This window comes from Bradyrhizobium sp. STM 3561 (genome assembly GCF_045571455.1).
Lineage (GTDB): Bacteria > Pseudomonadota > Alphaproteobacteria > Rhizobiales > Xanthobacteraceae > Bradyrhizobium > Bradyrhizobium vignae.
In genome coordinates, this window is record NZ_CP120695.1 from 2,444,305 (window position 1) to 2,459,013 (window position 14,709).

Annotated in this window: 15 protein-coding genes; 5 read left to right on the forward strand and 10 right to left on the reverse strand. The window is 65.2% G+C overall.

Going from position 1 to position 14,709, the window contains the following annotated elements; all coding sequences use genetic code 11:
- Positions 1–16: 16 nt before the first annotated feature.
- Positions 17–256 (reverse strand): hypothetical protein, encoded by a 240-nt coding sequence (locus P6U28_RS11230; protein WP_407122219.1) that lies wholly within the window; start codon positions 254–256, stop codon positions 17–19.
- Between the two features lie 152 nt (positions 257–408).
- Between P6U28_RS11230 and P6U28_RS11235 the strand changes: the two genes are divergently transcribed.
- Together P6U28_RS11235 and P6U28_RS11240 are read left to right on the forward strand one after the other, a co-directional pair.
- Complete coding sequence (locus P6U28_RS11235) at positions 409–1,146, forward strand: Crp/Fnr family transcriptional regulator (protein ID WP_122403569.1); 738 nt, start codon at positions 409–411, stop codon at positions 1,144–1,146.
- Positions 1,147–1,224: 78 nt separating this feature from the next.
- Positions 1,225–1,452 (forward strand): hypothetical protein, encoded by a 228-nt coding sequence (locus P6U28_RS11240; protein ID WP_122403568.1) that lies wholly within the window; start codon positions 1,225–1,227, stop codon positions 1,450–1,452.
- 54 nt (positions 1,453–1,506) lie between these two features.
- Here the strand turns inward: P6U28_RS11240 and P6U28_RS11245 are convergent, their stop codons facing one another.
- The 8 genes from P6U28_RS11245 to lptF form a co-directional block, all read right to left on the reverse strand.
- Complete coding sequence (locus P6U28_RS11245) at positions 1,507–1,743, reverse strand: hypothetical protein (RefSeq protein WP_122403567.1); 237 nt, start codon at positions 1,741–1,743, stop codon at positions 1,507–1,509.
- Between the two features lie 76 nt (positions 1,744–1,819).
- Positions 1,820–2,878: an alcohol dehydrogenase gene (locus tag P6U28_RS11250; protein WP_407122220.1), complete on the reverse strand. Its 1,059-nt coding sequence runs from the start codon at positions 2,876–2,878 to the stop codon at positions 1,820–1,822.
- 16 nt (positions 2,879–2,894) lie between these two features.
- Positions 2,895–3,755, reverse strand: a complete 861-nt coding sequence (gene rsmA, locus P6U28_RS11255) for a 16S rRNA (adenine(1518)-N(6)/adenine(1519)-N(6))-dimethyltransferase RsmA (protein WP_129142934.1) — start codon at positions 3,753–3,755, stop codon at positions 2,895–2,897.
- A gap of 166 nt (positions 3,756–3,921) precedes the next feature.
- Positions 3,922–4,953, reverse strand: coding sequence for a 4-hydroxythreonine-4-phosphate dehydrogenase PdxA (pdxA, locus tag P6U28_RS11260; RefSeq protein ID WP_122403565.1), 1,032 nt, complete (start codon positions 4,951–4,953; stop codon positions 3,922–3,924).
- On the reverse strand, positions 4,953–5,888 hold the full coding sequence (locus P6U28_RS11265; protein WP_162500307.1) for a peptidylprolyl isomerase: 936 nt from the start codon (positions 5,886–5,888) through the stop codon (positions 4,953–4,955). Before P6U28_RS11265 ends, pdxA begins: the two co-directional genes overlap by 1 nt.
- A 68-nt stretch (positions 5,889–5,956) precedes the next feature.
- Positions 5,957–8,446, reverse strand: coding sequence for an LPS-assembly protein LptD (locus P6U28_RS11270; RefSeq protein WP_407122221.1), 2,490 nt, complete (start codon positions 8,444–8,446; stop codon positions 5,957–5,959).
- Positions 8,446–9,543 carry an LPS export ABC transporter permease LptG gene (gene lptG, locus P6U28_RS11275; protein ID WP_122403563.1) on the reverse strand — a complete coding sequence of 366 codons (1,098 nt, stop codon included), beginning with the start codon at positions 9,541–9,543 and terminating at the stop codon, positions 8,446–8,448. The genes P6U28_RS11270 and lptG overlap by 1 nt, the downstream gene beginning before the upstream one ends.
- On the reverse strand, positions 9,540–10,709 hold the full coding sequence (gene lptF, locus P6U28_RS11280) for an LPS export ABC transporter permease LptF (RefSeq protein WP_122403562.1): 1,170 nt from the start codon (positions 10,707–10,709) through the stop codon (positions 9,540–9,542). Before lptF ends, lptG begins: the two co-directional genes overlap by 4 nt.
- Positions 10,710–11,047: 338 nt before the next feature.
- Between lptF and P6U28_RS11285 the strand changes: the two genes are divergently transcribed.
- The 3 genes from P6U28_RS11285 to P6U28_RS11295 all read left to right on the forward strand — a co-directional run bounded on the left by P6U28_RS11285 (position 11,048) and on the right by P6U28_RS11295 (position 13,656).
- Positions 11,048–12,547 carry a leucyl aminopeptidase gene (locus P6U28_RS11285; protein ID WP_407122223.1) on the forward strand — a complete coding sequence of 500 codons (1,500 nt, stop codon included), beginning with the start codon at positions 11,048–11,050 and terminating at the stop codon, positions 12,545–12,547.
- A gap of 6 nt (positions 12,548–12,553) precedes the next feature.
- Positions 12,554–13,006 carry a DNA polymerase III subunit chi gene (locus tag P6U28_RS11290; RefSeq protein WP_122403560.1) on the forward strand — a complete coding sequence of 151 codons (453 nt, stop codon included), beginning with the start codon at positions 12,554–12,556 and terminating at the stop codon, positions 13,004–13,006.
- 158 nt (positions 13,007–13,164) lie between these two features.
- Positions 13,165–13,656, forward strand: coding sequence for a hypothetical protein (locus tag P6U28_RS11295; protein ID WP_162500603.1), 492 nt, complete (start codon positions 13,165–13,167; stop codon positions 13,654–13,656).
- A gap of 25 nt (positions 13,657–13,681) precedes the next feature.
- Here P6U28_RS11295 and P6U28_RS11300 read toward each other — a convergent pair whose 3' ends face one another.
- Positions 13,682–14,602 (reverse strand): LysR family transcriptional regulator, encoded by a 921-nt coding sequence (locus tag P6U28_RS11300; RefSeq protein ID WP_407122224.1) that lies wholly within the window; start codon positions 14,600–14,602, stop codon positions 13,682–13,684.
- Between the last annotated feature and the right edge of the window lie 107 nt (positions 14,603–14,709).

Sequence of the window (14,709 nt, forward strand, 5' to 3'; positions counted from 1 at the left end):
AGACCAGTGGTGCGCTTCAGACGTCGCGCGGCCCGGACGCCTCGAGCAGGCGCCGCGAGAGTCTTGCGATGGTCCAGTCCGAGACCGGAACGGAGCGGAACTCGCGGATGGCACGGGCCAGTTCCTGATCCGACATCGGGTGGGCAGGCTCCTTCAGCGTTCCGTTGAGGAGGGCCTCGCTAATGCTGTCCAGGTGCTCGCCTGTACCGGATGCGAACAGTCCGCGAATGCGTTCCAGGATCGTCGGGGGATTCATAAGGCGGCTGGGTCCGAAATCGGGGGATGGTGTGGCTGCGATCGGTGCGTCACGAACCGGTTAGCAACCTGTGCTTCCGACCCGCGTTCTAGTCCGCTGAACGCAAGCCGGACGTATCATTTGATAGAACCGGCGCGATTTTCGGCGGGCCCATGCAAAATGCTCACGACGTGCTGATCCGGAACCTCGGCGAGCACACCGGGCTCGCGGAGGAGGATATTGCCGAGATCCGCGCGCTCACCTTCACGCTGCGCGATTTCGCGCCCAACGAGGATTTCATCCGTCAAGGTGACGAGCCGAAGCATTCGGCATTGGTCGTCTCCGGCATGGTTGCCCGCTATCACCTGCTCGGCAGCGGGCGGCGACAATATTTGGCGTTTCATCTCACCGGCGACCTTCCGGATGCGCAGGGCTTGTTCATTGACATGATGGATCATGGGCTCAGTGCGCTCGGGCCGGCGTCGATCGCCTTCATCCCGCATCGCGAATTGTTCGTCGCGTTCCGGCGGCGGCCGACCTTTGGGCTGGCCGTCTGGCGCGAGACGCTGCTCGATGCCGCGATCTTCCGCGAGGCCATCACCAACAACAGCGCGCGGCCGATGCAGGCGCGTATGGCGCACCTTTTTTGCGAGCTGTTCTACCGGGCCCGCGCGGCGCAGCTGGTCCGCGGCAATCGCTGCCGCCTGCCGATCAGCCTGGCTCAGCTTGGCGAGACCTTGGGCATGGCGATCGCGACGGTGAACCGGACCCTTGCCGACCTCAGGCGGAGCGGAGCCATGGACCTGCGCGAGGGCGAGCTGATCGTGCTGAAGTGGCGTGAATTGCAGCGGCTCGGAGATTTCAGTCCAGCCTATCTGCACCTGAAACGGCAGGCGCCGCCCTTTGTGTAAGGCGCGTTAGCGCGAAGTTCAGCCTGAGGGGAACAACTCTCTTGCGGGCACGTCATTTATGAGACGAGGGAGATGCCAATGAAAGCGCTCATCGTGGCGATCGCGTTTGCAGCGATGGCCGGGCCCGTCATCGCGCAGAATTCCGGACCGGCTCCGCAGTCCGGCATGGAGAGGCCGGAGAACACGAACGGTGCCACCGAGAAAGGGACGATGGATACCACCGGCATGAATGCAACTCAGGCAGATCGGCCCGGCATCAAGGATGCGTCCAAGACCGAGCACAGGACCGGCGGCAAGAAAAAATGAGTGCGCCGGCCATGCAACGGCGTCGGTTGCGCACGCAGCGATAGCCGAAGGCCATCATCCAGGGCGGGCTTCACGTCCGGCGGCGGCATCGCCCTTCGCCGCAGCCGCGCGATAGGCGTCGATCGCTCTGTTGGCAAGCATCAACTGCCGGCGTTCACCGGCCCGGAGCTGGGCTTCGATCGAGTCGAGCAGGAAATTTGCGCTCTCGTCGGGCGGCCCGAGCTCGCCACTCTTCTCCAGGCAGCTCCAGGCGATGAAGAACGCGCTTTCAACGGTGCAACGGATCGACATGCGCTGCCAACGCGGCGCGGTCGCAGGCGTTCCGTGCGGCGGGCGAGACTTGCGTCGGGCCCGCCGCTCGAGCGGATCAGTTCTTGAGCACGATGCGGCCGACGACCTTGCCGGCGCGCAGCTCGTCGATCCATTTCTGCACGTCGCCCATCGGCTCCTCGCGCATCGGCGTCGGCTTGATCTTGCCGGCGCGTGCGAGCGCCATCAGCTCGTGCGCCTCAGCCAGCGTGCCGACCATGAAACCTTCGATGGTCATGCGCTTATAGACCCATTGCACCATCGGCAGCCTGAACTGGCCGCCCATCAGGCCGGAGACCACGATCTTGCCGCCGCGCGCGGCGACCGCGACCGCGAACGCCATCGACTTCTCGTTGCCGGCGAAATCCACGATCTCGTCGAAGCCGCCTTCGGTTTCTTTCAGGATACGTTTGATCACGTCGGGCTCGGCCGGATCGTAGGCGACGGCGGCGCCGTTCTCGAGCGCGGTCTCGCGTGCGGCCGGTGACAGATCTGCGACCGTGATCGGTTGCTTGAACATTGCCTGCGCGAACGACAGGCCCATCATGCCGACGCCGCCGAGGCCGATCAGCAAGAGGTTGCGCTGGCGCGGACGGTCGACCAGGCGCTTGAGCGCGCCATAGGCGGTCACCCCGGAGCACATCAAGGTCGCGGCCTGGTTGACCGGCAGGGGATCGTAATCGAGCAGATATTTGGCGTCGGGGACCAGCACGTGGCTGGCGAAGCCGCCATCGATGGAGACGCCGAGGAAGCGCTGTTTGACGCAGAGATTCTCGTCGCCATTGGCGCAGTCGCGGCACTGGCCGCAGCCGATCCATGGAAACACGGCCTTCTTGGCGCCGACGAGGCTGGCTGCTACGTCGGGACCGACTTCGTCGACGACGCCCGCGATCTCGTGGCCGAGCGTGAAGGGCAGCGTCATGCCGCGCGTGGTGTCGAGCTTCTTGCCGCCGCCGAGATCGGCGTAGCCGTCCTGGATGTGCAGGTCGGAATGGCAGAGGCCGCAGCGCTCGATGCGCACCAGCACCTCGCGGCCTTGCGGCTTGGGCGTGTCGACGATGGTCTCGCACAGCGGCGCATCGAACTTGACCAGGGACTGCCTGCGCATCAGCGCCATATTCTTTCCTCCGAAATTATCGCTCTGCTTCATTCCGTATATTGGCCAATTCACTGGCCATGGCAACAAAGCCGGAAATCGGGATGGTCTCGGCGCGCCGCGTCGCATCGACGCCGGCGGCGCTCGCGAGCCGCGCGGGATCGACGCCCAGCGACTTCAGGCTTTGCCGCAGCATTTTTCGGCGCTGGCCGAACGCGGCGGCGGCGACCTGCTCGAGCAGCCTGCGATCGCAGGGCAGAGGCTCTGGGCGCGGCACGAGGCGCACGACGGAGGAGGTGACCTTCGGTGGCGGCACGAAGGCCGAGGGCGAGATATCGAACAGGATCTTGGTCTCGCAGCGCCAGTTGGCGAGCACGCCGAGCCGGCCATAGGCCTCTTCGCCCTCGCGCGCGACGATGCGCTCGCCGACCTCGCGCTGGAACATCAAGACCATCATCTCGTACCAGGGCGGCCAGGGCTCGACGGTGAGCCAGTTGATGAGAAGCTGGGTCGCGATGTTGTAGGGCAGGTTGGCGACGATCTTTGCGCGTTCGCCTGAGAGTAGCGGGCGCGGATCGAAGGTCATGGCATCGCCATGCACGATCTCGAGCCGGCCGGGATAGCGCGCCGAAATATCTTGCAGGGCCGGAATTGCGCGCTCGTCATGCTCGATGGCGATGACGCGCCGCGCGCCGAGCGCGAGCAGCGCCCGCGTCAGCCCGCCCGGGCCGGGGCCGATCTCGACGACCGTCGCCTCGTCCAGCGGCGCGGCCGCGCGCGCGATGCGCGCTGTCAGGTTGAGGTCGAGCAAGAAGTTCTGGCCGAGCGATTTCCTGGCCGACAGCGCATGCTGGCGAATGACCTCGCGCAGCGGCGGGAGGTCGTCGATCGCGCTCATCAGCGGGTGCCCTTAGCTTTCCGAAGTTCGTGCCAACCTGCGGCGCCCTTGTACGAACTTCGGAAAGCTGAGGGCACCAAGAAATTATCATTGCAGTGCCACTTGTCGATCTGAAGTTCCTGAACGCGCTCGCGGCGTGCACTGCAGGAACTTCAGATCGGCGGCACTACGAAGCCGCCATGCGGCTGGCAAGCTGAAGCGCCGCGATCAGGCTCGCCGGATTGGCTTTACCCGTGCCGGCGATGTCGAAGGCGGTGCCGTGATCGGGCGAGGTGCGGATGATGGGCAGGCCGAGCGTGACGTTGACGGCGTCATCGAAGGCGACCGTCTTGATCGGGATCAGCGCCTGGTCGTGATACATGCAGACCGCGCAGTCATAGGTCTGTCGTGCGGCCTGGTGGAACATGGTGTCGGCGGGCAGCGGGCCCCTGGCTTCGATACCGCCGTTGCGCAGGACTTTGAGCGCCGGGGCGATGACGGTCTGCTCCTCGTGGCCGAGAGATCCGTCCTCGCCGGCATGCGGATTGAGGCCGGAGATCGCGATGCGCGGCTTTGCGATGCCGAAGCGGGACTTCAGTTCGGTCGCGACGATGCGTACGGTCGAGACGATCAGCTCGCTGGTGAGCTCTCCCAGCGCATCGCGCAGCGGGACGTGGATGGTCACGGGCACCACGGCAAGCTGCGGCGACCACAGCATCATCACCGGCTGCGGCACGCGGCCGTTCTCCGCGGCAAGCTCGGCGAGGAATTCGGTGTGGCCGGGATGGCGGAAGCCGGCGCGGTAGAGCACGCTCTTGGCGATCGGATTGGTGACGACGGCGCCGGCGCGACCTGCGCGCACGTCGATGACCGCCTGACGGATCGAGGCGAGCGCAGCCGGCGCGCTGGATGCGTCGGGCTTGCCGGGTTCGGCGCTCGCGCGCTCGCCGGTCGCGACCACGGGCAGGGCATCAGTGAAGGCGGAAGCGGCCTCACTGGGGCTCACCGCGGCGATCCTGATGTCGACGCCGAGCGCCCGGGCCCGCCGCGCGATCAGCGCGTCGTCCCCGAGCAGATAGAAGGCGGGCAGGTTCAGCTCGCGGCGCCTGAGCCAGGCTGCGATCGTGATGTCGGGGCCGATGCCGGCGGGCTCTCCCAGGGTGAGGGCAAGGGGCTTGGCTGCGGACTTGGTGGAGGGCTCTGAGAGGGGCTTGGCCATCAGCGGTTGCGATATTCGATCATCGCCGCCTTGCGGAGCTCGTCGAGATAGGCCTTCTGGGTCTTCTCGTACTTCTCCTGATACATCTTCTCGCGGACCTCGCGCTTCTTCGGCGTGTCGATCATGGTCGGCTTGCGCGAGCACAGCACCACCATCTCGATGCCCGCCTTGGTCACCTCGGGCGCGGTCAGGTGGCCGATCGGCGTGTCGTCGAGCAACTTGCGCAGCGGGTCGGGCAGCTCTGCGGTGGTCTTGGTGACGGCGTCGCGGATGGTGGCGTTCGGCGTCGAGCGGAACAGCGAGTTGGCTTCCTCGCAGCTCCCAACGCGGGCCCGATAGGTCTCGGCTTCCTTCTTCCGGGTTTCCAGGAACGCCGCGGACGAGCCGCGCGGCACGATCAGCACGATCGGCTGCATCTTGTATTCGGTGCCTTCGATCTGAAGCTTGTCGCCGGTCTGGGCCTGCACGGCCTGCGCGACGTCGCGCTCGCCGACGAGCAGCTTCTCCTTGAATCGGCCGCGCACCAGGCTGGTCCAGACCATCTCGGCCTTCATGCGGCCTTTCAGCGTTTCGGGGCGGACACCCTTGGATTCGAGTGATTTGGTGAGCTGCTCCGGCGTGATGCGCATGCGCTGCGCCATACCCTCGTAGGACTGGTTGACGTCGGAGACGCCGGGATCGACCCCGTACTTCTTGCCTTCCTTGAGCTTCACCTTGTCGTCGATCAGCTCGTTGATGACCTCCTGCCGGCTCGGGGTCTTCTGCGTCGTCAGCTGGTCGAGCCTGGAGCGCTGCTCGATGTCGAAATCGGTGATCGGATCGCCGTTGACCATGACGACGATGTTCTGCGCGCGCGACGGCGAGGGCAGTCCGGTCAGGATCAGCCCGGCACTGATGGCGAGCAGGAGGCGGAAGACGGGCAATGAGGTCGTCATGATTGTCGCTCGCAGGTCAGCCGCGTCGAGCCTGTGATGGGGCAGGCGCGGCTGGCACTTCAAACCGTTCACTGGAGGCCGGCGGAACTGCTGGTCGTCGACGTGGTCGCCAGCGTGCGCAGGCCGATCTGGAACATGAACGCATGGCTCAGCACGGGCGGCGTGGTGCCCGCAGAATAGCTATACGAAGTTACGTAGTTCGCCGCCAGCACGAAGCAATCGTCGACATAGCCGGCACCGAGCACATATTGATTGATCTTGTTGGCCTCGAGGTCCCAGCGCGCCGAGCCCGACACCACCCAGTTGTTCGCGACCTTCAGCGATCCCGAGGTCAGGATGCCCTCGCGGCGGGTCAGATAGCCGAGTTCCGGCTGCGCTGCGTAATTGCCGTACAGCACGCTGACCGACCAGCGATTGAAGTTGGCGCGGCCTTCCGCCTCGAAGCGCTGCACGTTCCAGGTCTGCTCGTCCATGCGGGAACGGACGCTGAACGTGTAGGTGCTGTTGGGCGAGTAGCTGGCGCTCGCCACGTAATCCGAGCGCGGCTTGTCCAGGCCGGAATTGATGCCCGTATTGATGGCGTCCTGAACCGCGAAGGAGTTCAGGCCGAACAGGTGGTAGGACTCGCCGAACAGCACCTTGACCGCGCCGCCCTTGTCGAACTGCGTGGTGGACTGCACGCCGACATTGGCGCGGCCGCCGCCCTCGACCCGGTCGTAGCCGGAGAACTTGTCGACGCTGAACAGGTTCGAGGCGTCGAACACCATGCTCTGGGCGTCCTCGTTCGGCAGCTTGCCGGCATAGGTCTCGTTCGGCCGGATGATGATCTGCGCGATCGGCTCGACGGTGGTCGAGCCCCAGGGCTGGATGTTGATGAAGGGATAGCGGTACTCCAGGCCCACGGTCGGCATCAGGCGGAACGCCTGGGTGTCGCCGATGGGCAGGTAGTTCGACACGCCGGGCTGGTTGGAGACCGACGAGTTGATCGCGTCGGCGCGCAGGCTCGCGAACGGCGTCCAGATCTGGCCGAACGGATCGGTGAAGGATTTGCGCCACTGCGCTTCCGCCGTCAGGCGTGTGTAGGTGCCCGGGAAGCCGCGCAGCAGGCACTGCGAGGGCATACGCGCCAGCGGATCGGCCGACGCCGTGGTGCACAGGCCGTTGGTGTTGGCGACCGTCGTGATCGGATCGAACACCGCATCGTCACGCGACAGGTTCACGAAGTTGGTCTTGTAGCTGAACTCGCCGCCGAACACGGGATAGTTGAGCACGTTCGAATAGTCGATCACCGGATAGACGATCGGCACCTGGCTCTGGTTGCCCGAATAGCTCAGCCAGTACATCGTGCGCGCGTCGAAGAAGCTGCGGTTGCCGACGCCGGTCAGATAGAGCTGCGACAGCGCTTCCGTCGGCAGCAACAGGAACGAGCCGAGCGGATCACGGTACTGATAGAGCCGGTAGTCCGAGAAGAAATAGTAGTCGGACATCAGGACGCCGTCCCAGCCCCAGACCCATTTGTCGTTCAGCGCGAACTGACCCTTGGTGTCGACGGCGCCGCGGAACTGGCGGTCGCCGGGCTGCCCGGCAAAGGCTCCGGGATCGAGCTGGTCGATGCCGTAAGCGCGGATCTGGTAGGCGCCGTCGATCAGGCGCTGGCGGAATTCGCCCTGCAGCATGACGCCTTGCCGTGTCATGAAGCGGGGGGTGATGGTCGCGTCCATGTCGGGCGCGATCGCCCAGTAATAGGGAACCTCGACGCCGAAGCCCGTGTTCGTCGTGCCCGGGAAGTAGCCGGGCATCAGGAAGCCGGACTTGCGCTTCACGGTCGGGTCGGGGGTCGAGAAATAGGGCATGTAGGCGAGCGGCACGCCGAAGAATTCGAGCTGCGCGGTCTCGAAATACAGCATCTTCTCCTGCTGGTCGTGGATGATGCGCGCACCCTTGACCTGCCATAGCGGCGGCTTCTTCGGATCGTCCTTACACGGCGCGCAGGCCGTGTAGACGCCGTTCTCGAACACCGTGTAGTTGCCACTGGAGCGGTCGGCGCGGCTCGCGGCCATGCGGGTCTGGTCGGCTGTGTCCACGCGCAGCGAGTCGACGAAACCGTCGCGGTAATCGTCCGAGAGATCCATGATCTCGGCATAGGTGATCTTGCCGTCGGCATCCGTCATGCGGATGTTGCCTTCGGCATGCAGCCGCTTGGTCTTCTGGTCGTAGATGACCCGGTCGGCCTCGACGCTGGTGCCGTTGTAGAACAGCTGGACGTTACCGACCGCGGAGACGCGCGAATTGTTGTAGTCGTAGTCGACCTCGGTCGCTTGAACCAGCATCTGGTTGTCGTTGGCGGCCTTCGGCGGCTTCGGACGCGGCGGCAGCGGATTGTAGGTGAAGCTCTGGGCCTGGGTCGGCGCCACGACGGCAGCGTCGATCAAGCCGCCGAGCGAGGCAGCGGCGACGACAGCCATCAGGAGCCTGCGGACGGACAAGCCGCACCCGGTCGCGCGCACCAACGTGCGCCGCGTCAAACGAGACACGAGCCCTCGGTGGACGGCAGTCACTATCCGTCCTCCTGATAGAGCAAGGCCAAAAAGCCGGTGAGGCCGCCCACCACAACGGGCAACCACGCCGCAGCGATCGGATGCATCAACTCAGCCTTGCTCAAATCCTCAGTTACTTTCGACAGAACGTAGAGCAGAAAGCCTGCGCCCACGCCACTCAAAACCATCTTCTGCACGCCGCCCATCCGGAAGAAGCGCAACGACACGGAGGCCGCGAGCATCACCATGGCTGCGAGCAAAAACGGCTGTGCCAGAAGCTTCTGATACTGGAGTCGGTATCCGGCTGTCGCGAAGCCCGAGCTTTCCGAGGAGCGGATGTAGCTCGGTAGTTGCCAAAAGGACACAGTCTCGGGGGTGGAAAAGCTGTTGCGGACCTGCGCCTCGGTCAACGTGGTCGGAATCTCCAGGCTGGCCTGGTCGATCGGGGGCGCGTCCAGCGAGAAGCGGCGGACGCCCTTGAACACCCAGCGGCCGGCCTCGAGCGTCGCCTCGCGCGCCTCGACCCGCTCCTTGAAGTGCTGGTCCGAGTCGAACCGGAACAGCGTGAGCCCGGTGAGCCGGATGCCCTGCTGCTCGCTCCGCGCCGCGTTGATGATGGTCTGGCCGTCGTTGGTCACCTGATTGAGCCAGAAGCCGGAGGCGTCCTGAATGCCGCCGCCGGGCGCCGAGCCGAACAGCTCGGCCTCCATGCGCTTGGACAGCTCGCGCAAATTGGCCGACATGGGATTGTAGGCGACGGTGGCGATCACCCCGATCAGCAGCGCGCTGCCGAGCGCCGGCGAGATGAACTGCCAGGCGGAGATTCCGGCAGCGCGCGCCACCACCAGCTCGAGCCGGCGGGAGAGCGCGAGATAGCAGGTCATGGCGCCGATCAGCATGCAGAACGGCGTCAGCTTCTCCAGGAGCTGCGGCACCCGGAACAGCGAGGTCTCGGCCACCATGATCGCGGAGGCGGATGCCAGCCCCGAGGTCTTGCGCACCATCTCGATGTAGTCGACCAGCACCAGCAGCAGGAAAATGCCGCCGAAGACGCCGAGCGCCGCGACCACGAAGCGGCCTGCGAAGTAGCGCCCGAGTGTGTTGGTGAGCATGCTCATGCGGTGGCCGGACGTCCGAACAGCCGCGCGATCCGTGCGTTCGACCTGTTGATGGCCTCCATCAGGCCGGGAGGCGGCTCGACCACGACGCCGCCAATGATCATGGCCAGCCCGACGCCGATCGCGCCGACGACCATCGCATATTGGACCAGCACCGCGCCCGGCGATTTCACCGCCATCACCGAACAGGCGAAGCCGGCCATGCGCAGGCCGAACACCGCCAGGATCGAGGAGGCGATCGAGAAATTCCGGCTCTGGCGCGTGGTGCGAGGCGCCCCAAGGAACGCGAAGGTCAGCACGGCAAAGGCGAACGGATAGATCGGCGCCAGGATGCCGTCGTGCAGGGCCGAGCGGAACTGACCGGGAATCTGCTTGTAGACGGGGTCGTTCTCGGACGGCGAGAACAGCTCCCACAGATAGCGCTCGCGGATGCCGAGGGTGACGTCGCGGCCCTGGTTGGAGAACTTCGACATGTCGAAACCGTAGCGGCCGAACGCCACCAGCGCCGGATCGCGCTTGCCCGCCTCGAAGCGCTGAAGATTGCCGGTCTCCAGCACCAGGAACGAGCCGGTCTCGTTCTTCACGACCTCGCCGTGCTCGGCGACGATCGAGACGCGCTCGTTCGGATCGCGGCGGTCGTCGATGAAGATGCCGGCGAGGATGCCGCCGGGCAGGCGCTCGCGGATCCGGATCGTCAGGTTCCTGTCGAGCTGGGCGAAGCGGCCGGGCTGCAGGATGTTGGTGAGCACGTCGGCCGTGATCTCGGCGTCCCACTGCTTGATCCGCCGCATGCCGTCGGGGGCGAGATAGGCCGCGATGAAGGCGACCAGCAGCGCCACCACGCAGGTGGCGTAGAAGAACGGATAGAACAGCCGGAACGGCGAGAAGCCGGCGGCATTCATCACGATGATCTCGGAATCGGTCGCGAGCTTGTTCAGCGTGTGCGAGATCGCGATCATCAGCGCGATCGGCGAGATGATCAGAACCAGGGCCGGGATCACGAGGCTTGTGATGCCGAGGAAGGTGAGAATGGTCTGACCCTGACTCGTCATCAGGTCGATGCCGCGCAACGCCTGCGTAATCCAGATCACGCCGGTGAGGCTGACCAGGACCAGCGCAAACGACGCCAGCGTCGTACGGAAGATATACCTATCGATCGACCCCATGCGCGACCGCACGAATCCCCATCAAGCCCCAATGTCGACCAGAATTCCGGCGTCCAACCCATCCCCGTCAGGGGATCCCCAAGGTCGGCCAGCAGCTCTTCCGGCGGTTCACTTTCTCACTACCATCCCTTTGATCCGTCAACAAAATGGCTGCCCCGTGGCACCCTCAATATATGGTTAATATTTCGATCGTTGTGGCCTCGCGGCCACGGCGGCGCTTGGCATCGGACGGGCCGCTGGACCATAGTGGGGGAAGCCTCAGTGAATCGCCGTTCAGCTCCGGTTTGTGACTGGAACCCCCGAACGACGAAAAGCCCCATGTTTTGGAGGAGTTATCCATGTCCGATGCCATCAAGGTCGGCTTTGTCCCGTTGTCTGCCGCCCCCCGTGGCATCCTGGTCGTGTTCTGCGATGACGGCCTGAAGCTCGGCCCGGCAACGGGGAAGGCGCTGGGTGGCGCCGTCGACCTCGTGAAGCGCGCGGCGGCTGCTGCGGCCTTCAAGGGTAAAAGCGGGGCCGCGCTGGACATACTGGCGCCCGAGGGCGTGAAGGCGACCCGGCTGATCGTGATCGGCGCCGGCAAGGCGACCGGCCTGAAAGCGAACGATTTCCTCAAATTCGGCGGGGTGGCCGCGAGCAAGCTGCCCGCTGGCACCAGCGCCATGACCATCATCGCGGAGCTGCCCGGTGGCGCCATGACGAGCGAGCAGGCGGTTGCGATCGCCTCGGGCCTTCGCTTACGCACCTACAAGTTCGACCGCTACAAGACCAAGAAGAAGGATGGCGAGGAGGGGGGCTCGCGTGCCGACGTCTCGCTTGCGGTCGGCGATGCCAGTGCTGCGAAGAAGGCGTTTGCCTCGGCCGGCCACGTCGTCGACGGCGTGATCATTGCGCGCGACCTCGTCAACGAGCCGCCGAACGTGCTTTTCCCCGAGGAATTCGCGCGCAGAGCCAGTCAGCTCCGCAAGCTCGGGGTCAAGGTCGAGGTGCTCGACGTCAAGGCGATGCAGAAGCTCGGCATGGGCGCGCTGCTCGGCGTCGGCCAGGGCTCGGCGCGGCCGAGCCGCACCGTGATCATGCGCTGGGACGGAGCCAAGAAGGGCGAGGCACCGGTCGCGTTCGTCGGCAAGGGCGTCTGTTTCGACACCGGCGGCATCTCGATCAAGCCGGCCGGCAGCATGGAGGACATGAAGGGCGACATGGGAGGCGCGGCCTGCGTCGTCGGCCTGATGCATGCGCTCGCTGCGCGCAAGGCGAAGGTCAACGCGGTCGGCGCCATCGGCCTCGTCGAGAACATGCCCGATGGCAACGCGCAGCGGCCGGGCGACATCGTCACCTCGATGTCCGGTCAGACCATCGAGATCATCAATACCGACGCGGAGGGCCGCCTCGTGCTGGCCGACGTGCTCTGGTACGTCGCCAAGAAGGTGAAGCCGAAATTCATGGTGGATCTGGCGACGCTGACCGGCGCGATCATGGTGGCGCTCGGCACCGAGCATGCCGGCATGTTCTCCAACAACGACGAGCTTGCCGACCGGCTGCTCGCGGCCGGCATCGAGAGTGGGGAGAAGGTCTGGCGGATGCCGCTCGGGCCCGAATACGACAAGCTGATCGATTCCCAGTTTGCCGACATGAAGAACACCGGCGGCCGCCATGGCGGCTCGATCACCGCAGCGCAGTTCCTGCAGCGCTTCGTCGACGGTACGCCCTGGGCGCATCTCGACATCGCCGGGACCGCCATGGGCGCGCCGAAGACCGACATCAACCAGAGCTGGGGAAGCGGTTATGGCGTCCGTCTGCTCGACCGGCTGGTCGCCGACCACTACGAGCGCAAATGACCTGAAATGACTGAAGTGCTGTTCTACCATCTGCAAAACATGACGGTGGAGAATGTGTTGCCGCCGCTTCTCGAGAAATCGCTCGAGCGCGGCTGGCGGGTCGTGGTGCAGTCGACCTCGGAGGAGCGCGCCGATGCGCTCGACGCGCATTTGTGGACTTATCGCGACGATTCCTTCCTGCCGCACGCGACATGGCGCGTGAACGATGTCGCCGATCAACCGATCGTGCTGGCGATCGAGGACGGCAATCCAAACGGTGCCAATGTCCGCTTCCTGATCGACAATGCCGCGCTGCCGGAGGACGCACGGGGCTACGAGCGCATGGTGCTGCTGTTCAACGGCGACGATCCGGACGCGCTTGCGCTCGCCCGCACGGCGTGGACGGATTGCAAGGCGCGGGGATTTGATGTCACCTATTGGCAGGCCGACGAGCGCGGCCGGTGGCAGAAGCGGAATTAGCTGCAATTAATGATAATTTGCACTTTTCGGGCGAGGCTGGCTTCGGCCACCTTCGTGCCGCAAAGGGATGTTGGGACAATCGTTTAGGGCTGGTCCTTCACGCGGGGAATTAGTTTATCGTGCGACATCAAAAGCTTCCCGGCTCGGTCATGATTGCATTGGTCGCCGTAGCACCGCTGGTCGCGGGCTGTTCGGGCGGGACCGATCTGTTGTCGAAGGACGCCGAGTGGTTCCAGAGGCCCGGCCGTCTCTTCATCAAAAACATCTCGATCGAATCGCCGCCGCTCACTCCGGATAAGCCCGTGGGACCGGAGGACCTCGTCAGCGCCGACGGCGCCTGTCCCGGCATGGCGCCGGCGCCCGGGCCGGCCGATGCCAATGCCTCGACCACGGCGCCCGCGCCGGTTGGCGGCACGGTTGCGCTCGGCCATACCGAATGCGACGTGGTGCGCGGCATCGGCGCGCCCTCGAGTGTCAACCTCTCCAACGATGCCGCCGGCAGGCGCGTCGCCGTCGTCACGTGGGCCACCGGTCCGCGCGCAGGCATCTACACGTTCACGGCTGGACGTCTGTCCTCAATCGAGGGCAATCCCGAGCCGCAACCGACGCCGAAGGCCGCGAAGCCGAAGCCGAAGAAGAAGCAGGCGTAAGGCGGAGTGCGCGGACGCGGCTCTGTTAGGTCTGACGGCTGCTTTTCGCGATGTGCTGCCAGAACGCCTCTGCGGCCTGCGCCAGGCGAAGCTTCGGCCGGAACACGTGGATCTCGATCGGCACGTGCCATTGGGGCCCGCCTGCGGCAACGATCTCGCCCGAGGCGAGCTGATCGGCGATCAAACTTTCCGGCAGCCATGCCATGCCGCGGCCGGCCTGGACCATCGTCACCAGCAGCTTTGCGAGGTGAGAGGTGAAGGTTGTGCGCAGATGCGCGTCCAGCGGCGACGTCGCGCGCACGGCTTCGAGGATTCGTCCCATGCCCGATTCAGGGCGGAAGCTCAGGAAGGGGACCGGCGCGGCTGCCGTGCCAGGCAGCTTGAAACGCGGCTTGCGGCTTCGACCTGACATCGGCACCGATGCTGGAATGAGCCTGTCGTCGCCGACATGGAGCGAGCGGAAATGCGATGGCGCCAGCGCCGTAGCCGCCGCCGGGTGGTAATGGCAGAGCAGAAAATGTGCATCGCCCGCCAACAATATCCGCTCGCACGCCTCCATGTGATTGGCGACGAGCTGCACGTTCGGCACGAACGACAGCTTGGTCTCGATGCCGCGCAGCCAGTCGGGGAAGAAGGTCAGCGACAGCGCGTTGGTCGAGGCGAATTTCAGCACGTCTGACGCGCCGCGGGCCCGCTCCTGAGCGTCGAGCCGGCCGGCAGAGAGCCGGCGCAGAACGTCCTCGGCAGTCTCGCGAAAGCCTTCGCCGGCCGGTGTGAGATTGACGCTGTGGGTCGTGCGGTCCAGCAGCGGCGCGCCGGTCCAAACCTCGAGCGCCTGGATTCTGCGGCTCAGCGCCGGCTGTGAGCAGTTCCGCTGCTCCGCCGCCCGCGAGAAGCTGCGTGTGGTCGCCACCGCTATGAAATCGTGCAGCCAGTTGATCTCCATTGCACGGCCTCCTGATCCTCCGAACACTGCTTATGCATGATCTGCATAAAGATATCAGAACACGACATTGGATTTCCAGTGTCGCGGGCGGCACGGTGCAGCAAGTC

Excerpts from the sequence above, each read along its gene's own strand:
- lptG (WP_122403563.1), bottom strand. The coding sequence starts at position 9,543 with ATGAGCATGCTCACCAACACACTCGGGCGCTACTTCGCAGGCCGCTTC.
- P6U28_RS11285 (WP_407122223.1), top strand. The coding sequence starts at position 11,048 with ATGTCCGATGCCATCAAGGTCGGCTTTGTCCCGTTGTCTGCCGCCCCC.
- P6U28_RS11290 (WP_122403560.1), top strand. The coding sequence starts at position 12,554 with ATGACTGAAGTGCTGTTCTACCATCTGCAAAACATGACGGTGGAGAAT.
- P6U28_RS11235 (WP_122403569.1), top strand. The coding sequence starts at position 409 with ATGCAAAATGCTCACGACGTGCTGATCCGGAACCTCGGCGAGCACACC.
- P6U28_RS11265 (WP_162500307.1), bottom strand. The coding sequence starts at position 5,888 with ATGACGACCTCATTGCCCGTCTTCCGCCTCCTGCTCGCCATCAGTGCC.
- pdxA (WP_122403565.1), bottom strand. The coding sequence starts at position 4,953 with ATGGCCAAGCCCCTCTCAGAGCCCTCCACCAAGTCCGCAGCCAAGCCC.
- P6U28_RS11240 (WP_122403568.1), top strand. The coding sequence starts at position 1,225 with ATGAAAGCGCTCATCGTGGCGATCGCGTTTGCAGCGATGGCCGGGCCC.
- lptF (WP_122403562.1), bottom strand. The coding sequence starts at position 10,709 with ATGGGGTCGATCGATAGGTATATCTTCCGTACGACGCTGGCGTCGTTT.
- P6U28_RS11230 (WP_407122219.1), bottom strand. The coding sequence starts at position 256 with ATGAATCCCCCGACGATCCTGGAACGCATTCGCGGACTGTTCGCATCC.
- P6U28_RS11300 (WP_407122224.1), bottom strand. The coding sequence starts at position 14,602 with ATGGAGATCAACTGGCTGCACGATTTCATAGCGGTGGCGACCACACGC.
- rsmA (WP_129142934.1), bottom strand. The coding sequence starts at position 3,755 with ATGAGCGCGATCGACGACCTCCCGCCGCTGCGCGAGGTCATTCGCCAG.
- P6U28_RS11250 (WP_407122220.1), bottom strand. The coding sequence starts at position 2,878 with ATGGCGCTGATGCGCAGGCAGTCCCTGGTCAAGTTCGATGCGCCGCTG.
- P6U28_RS11245 (WP_122403567.1), bottom strand. The coding sequence starts at position 1,743 with ATGTCGATCCGTTGCACCGTTGAAAGCGCGTTCTTCATCGCCTGGAGC.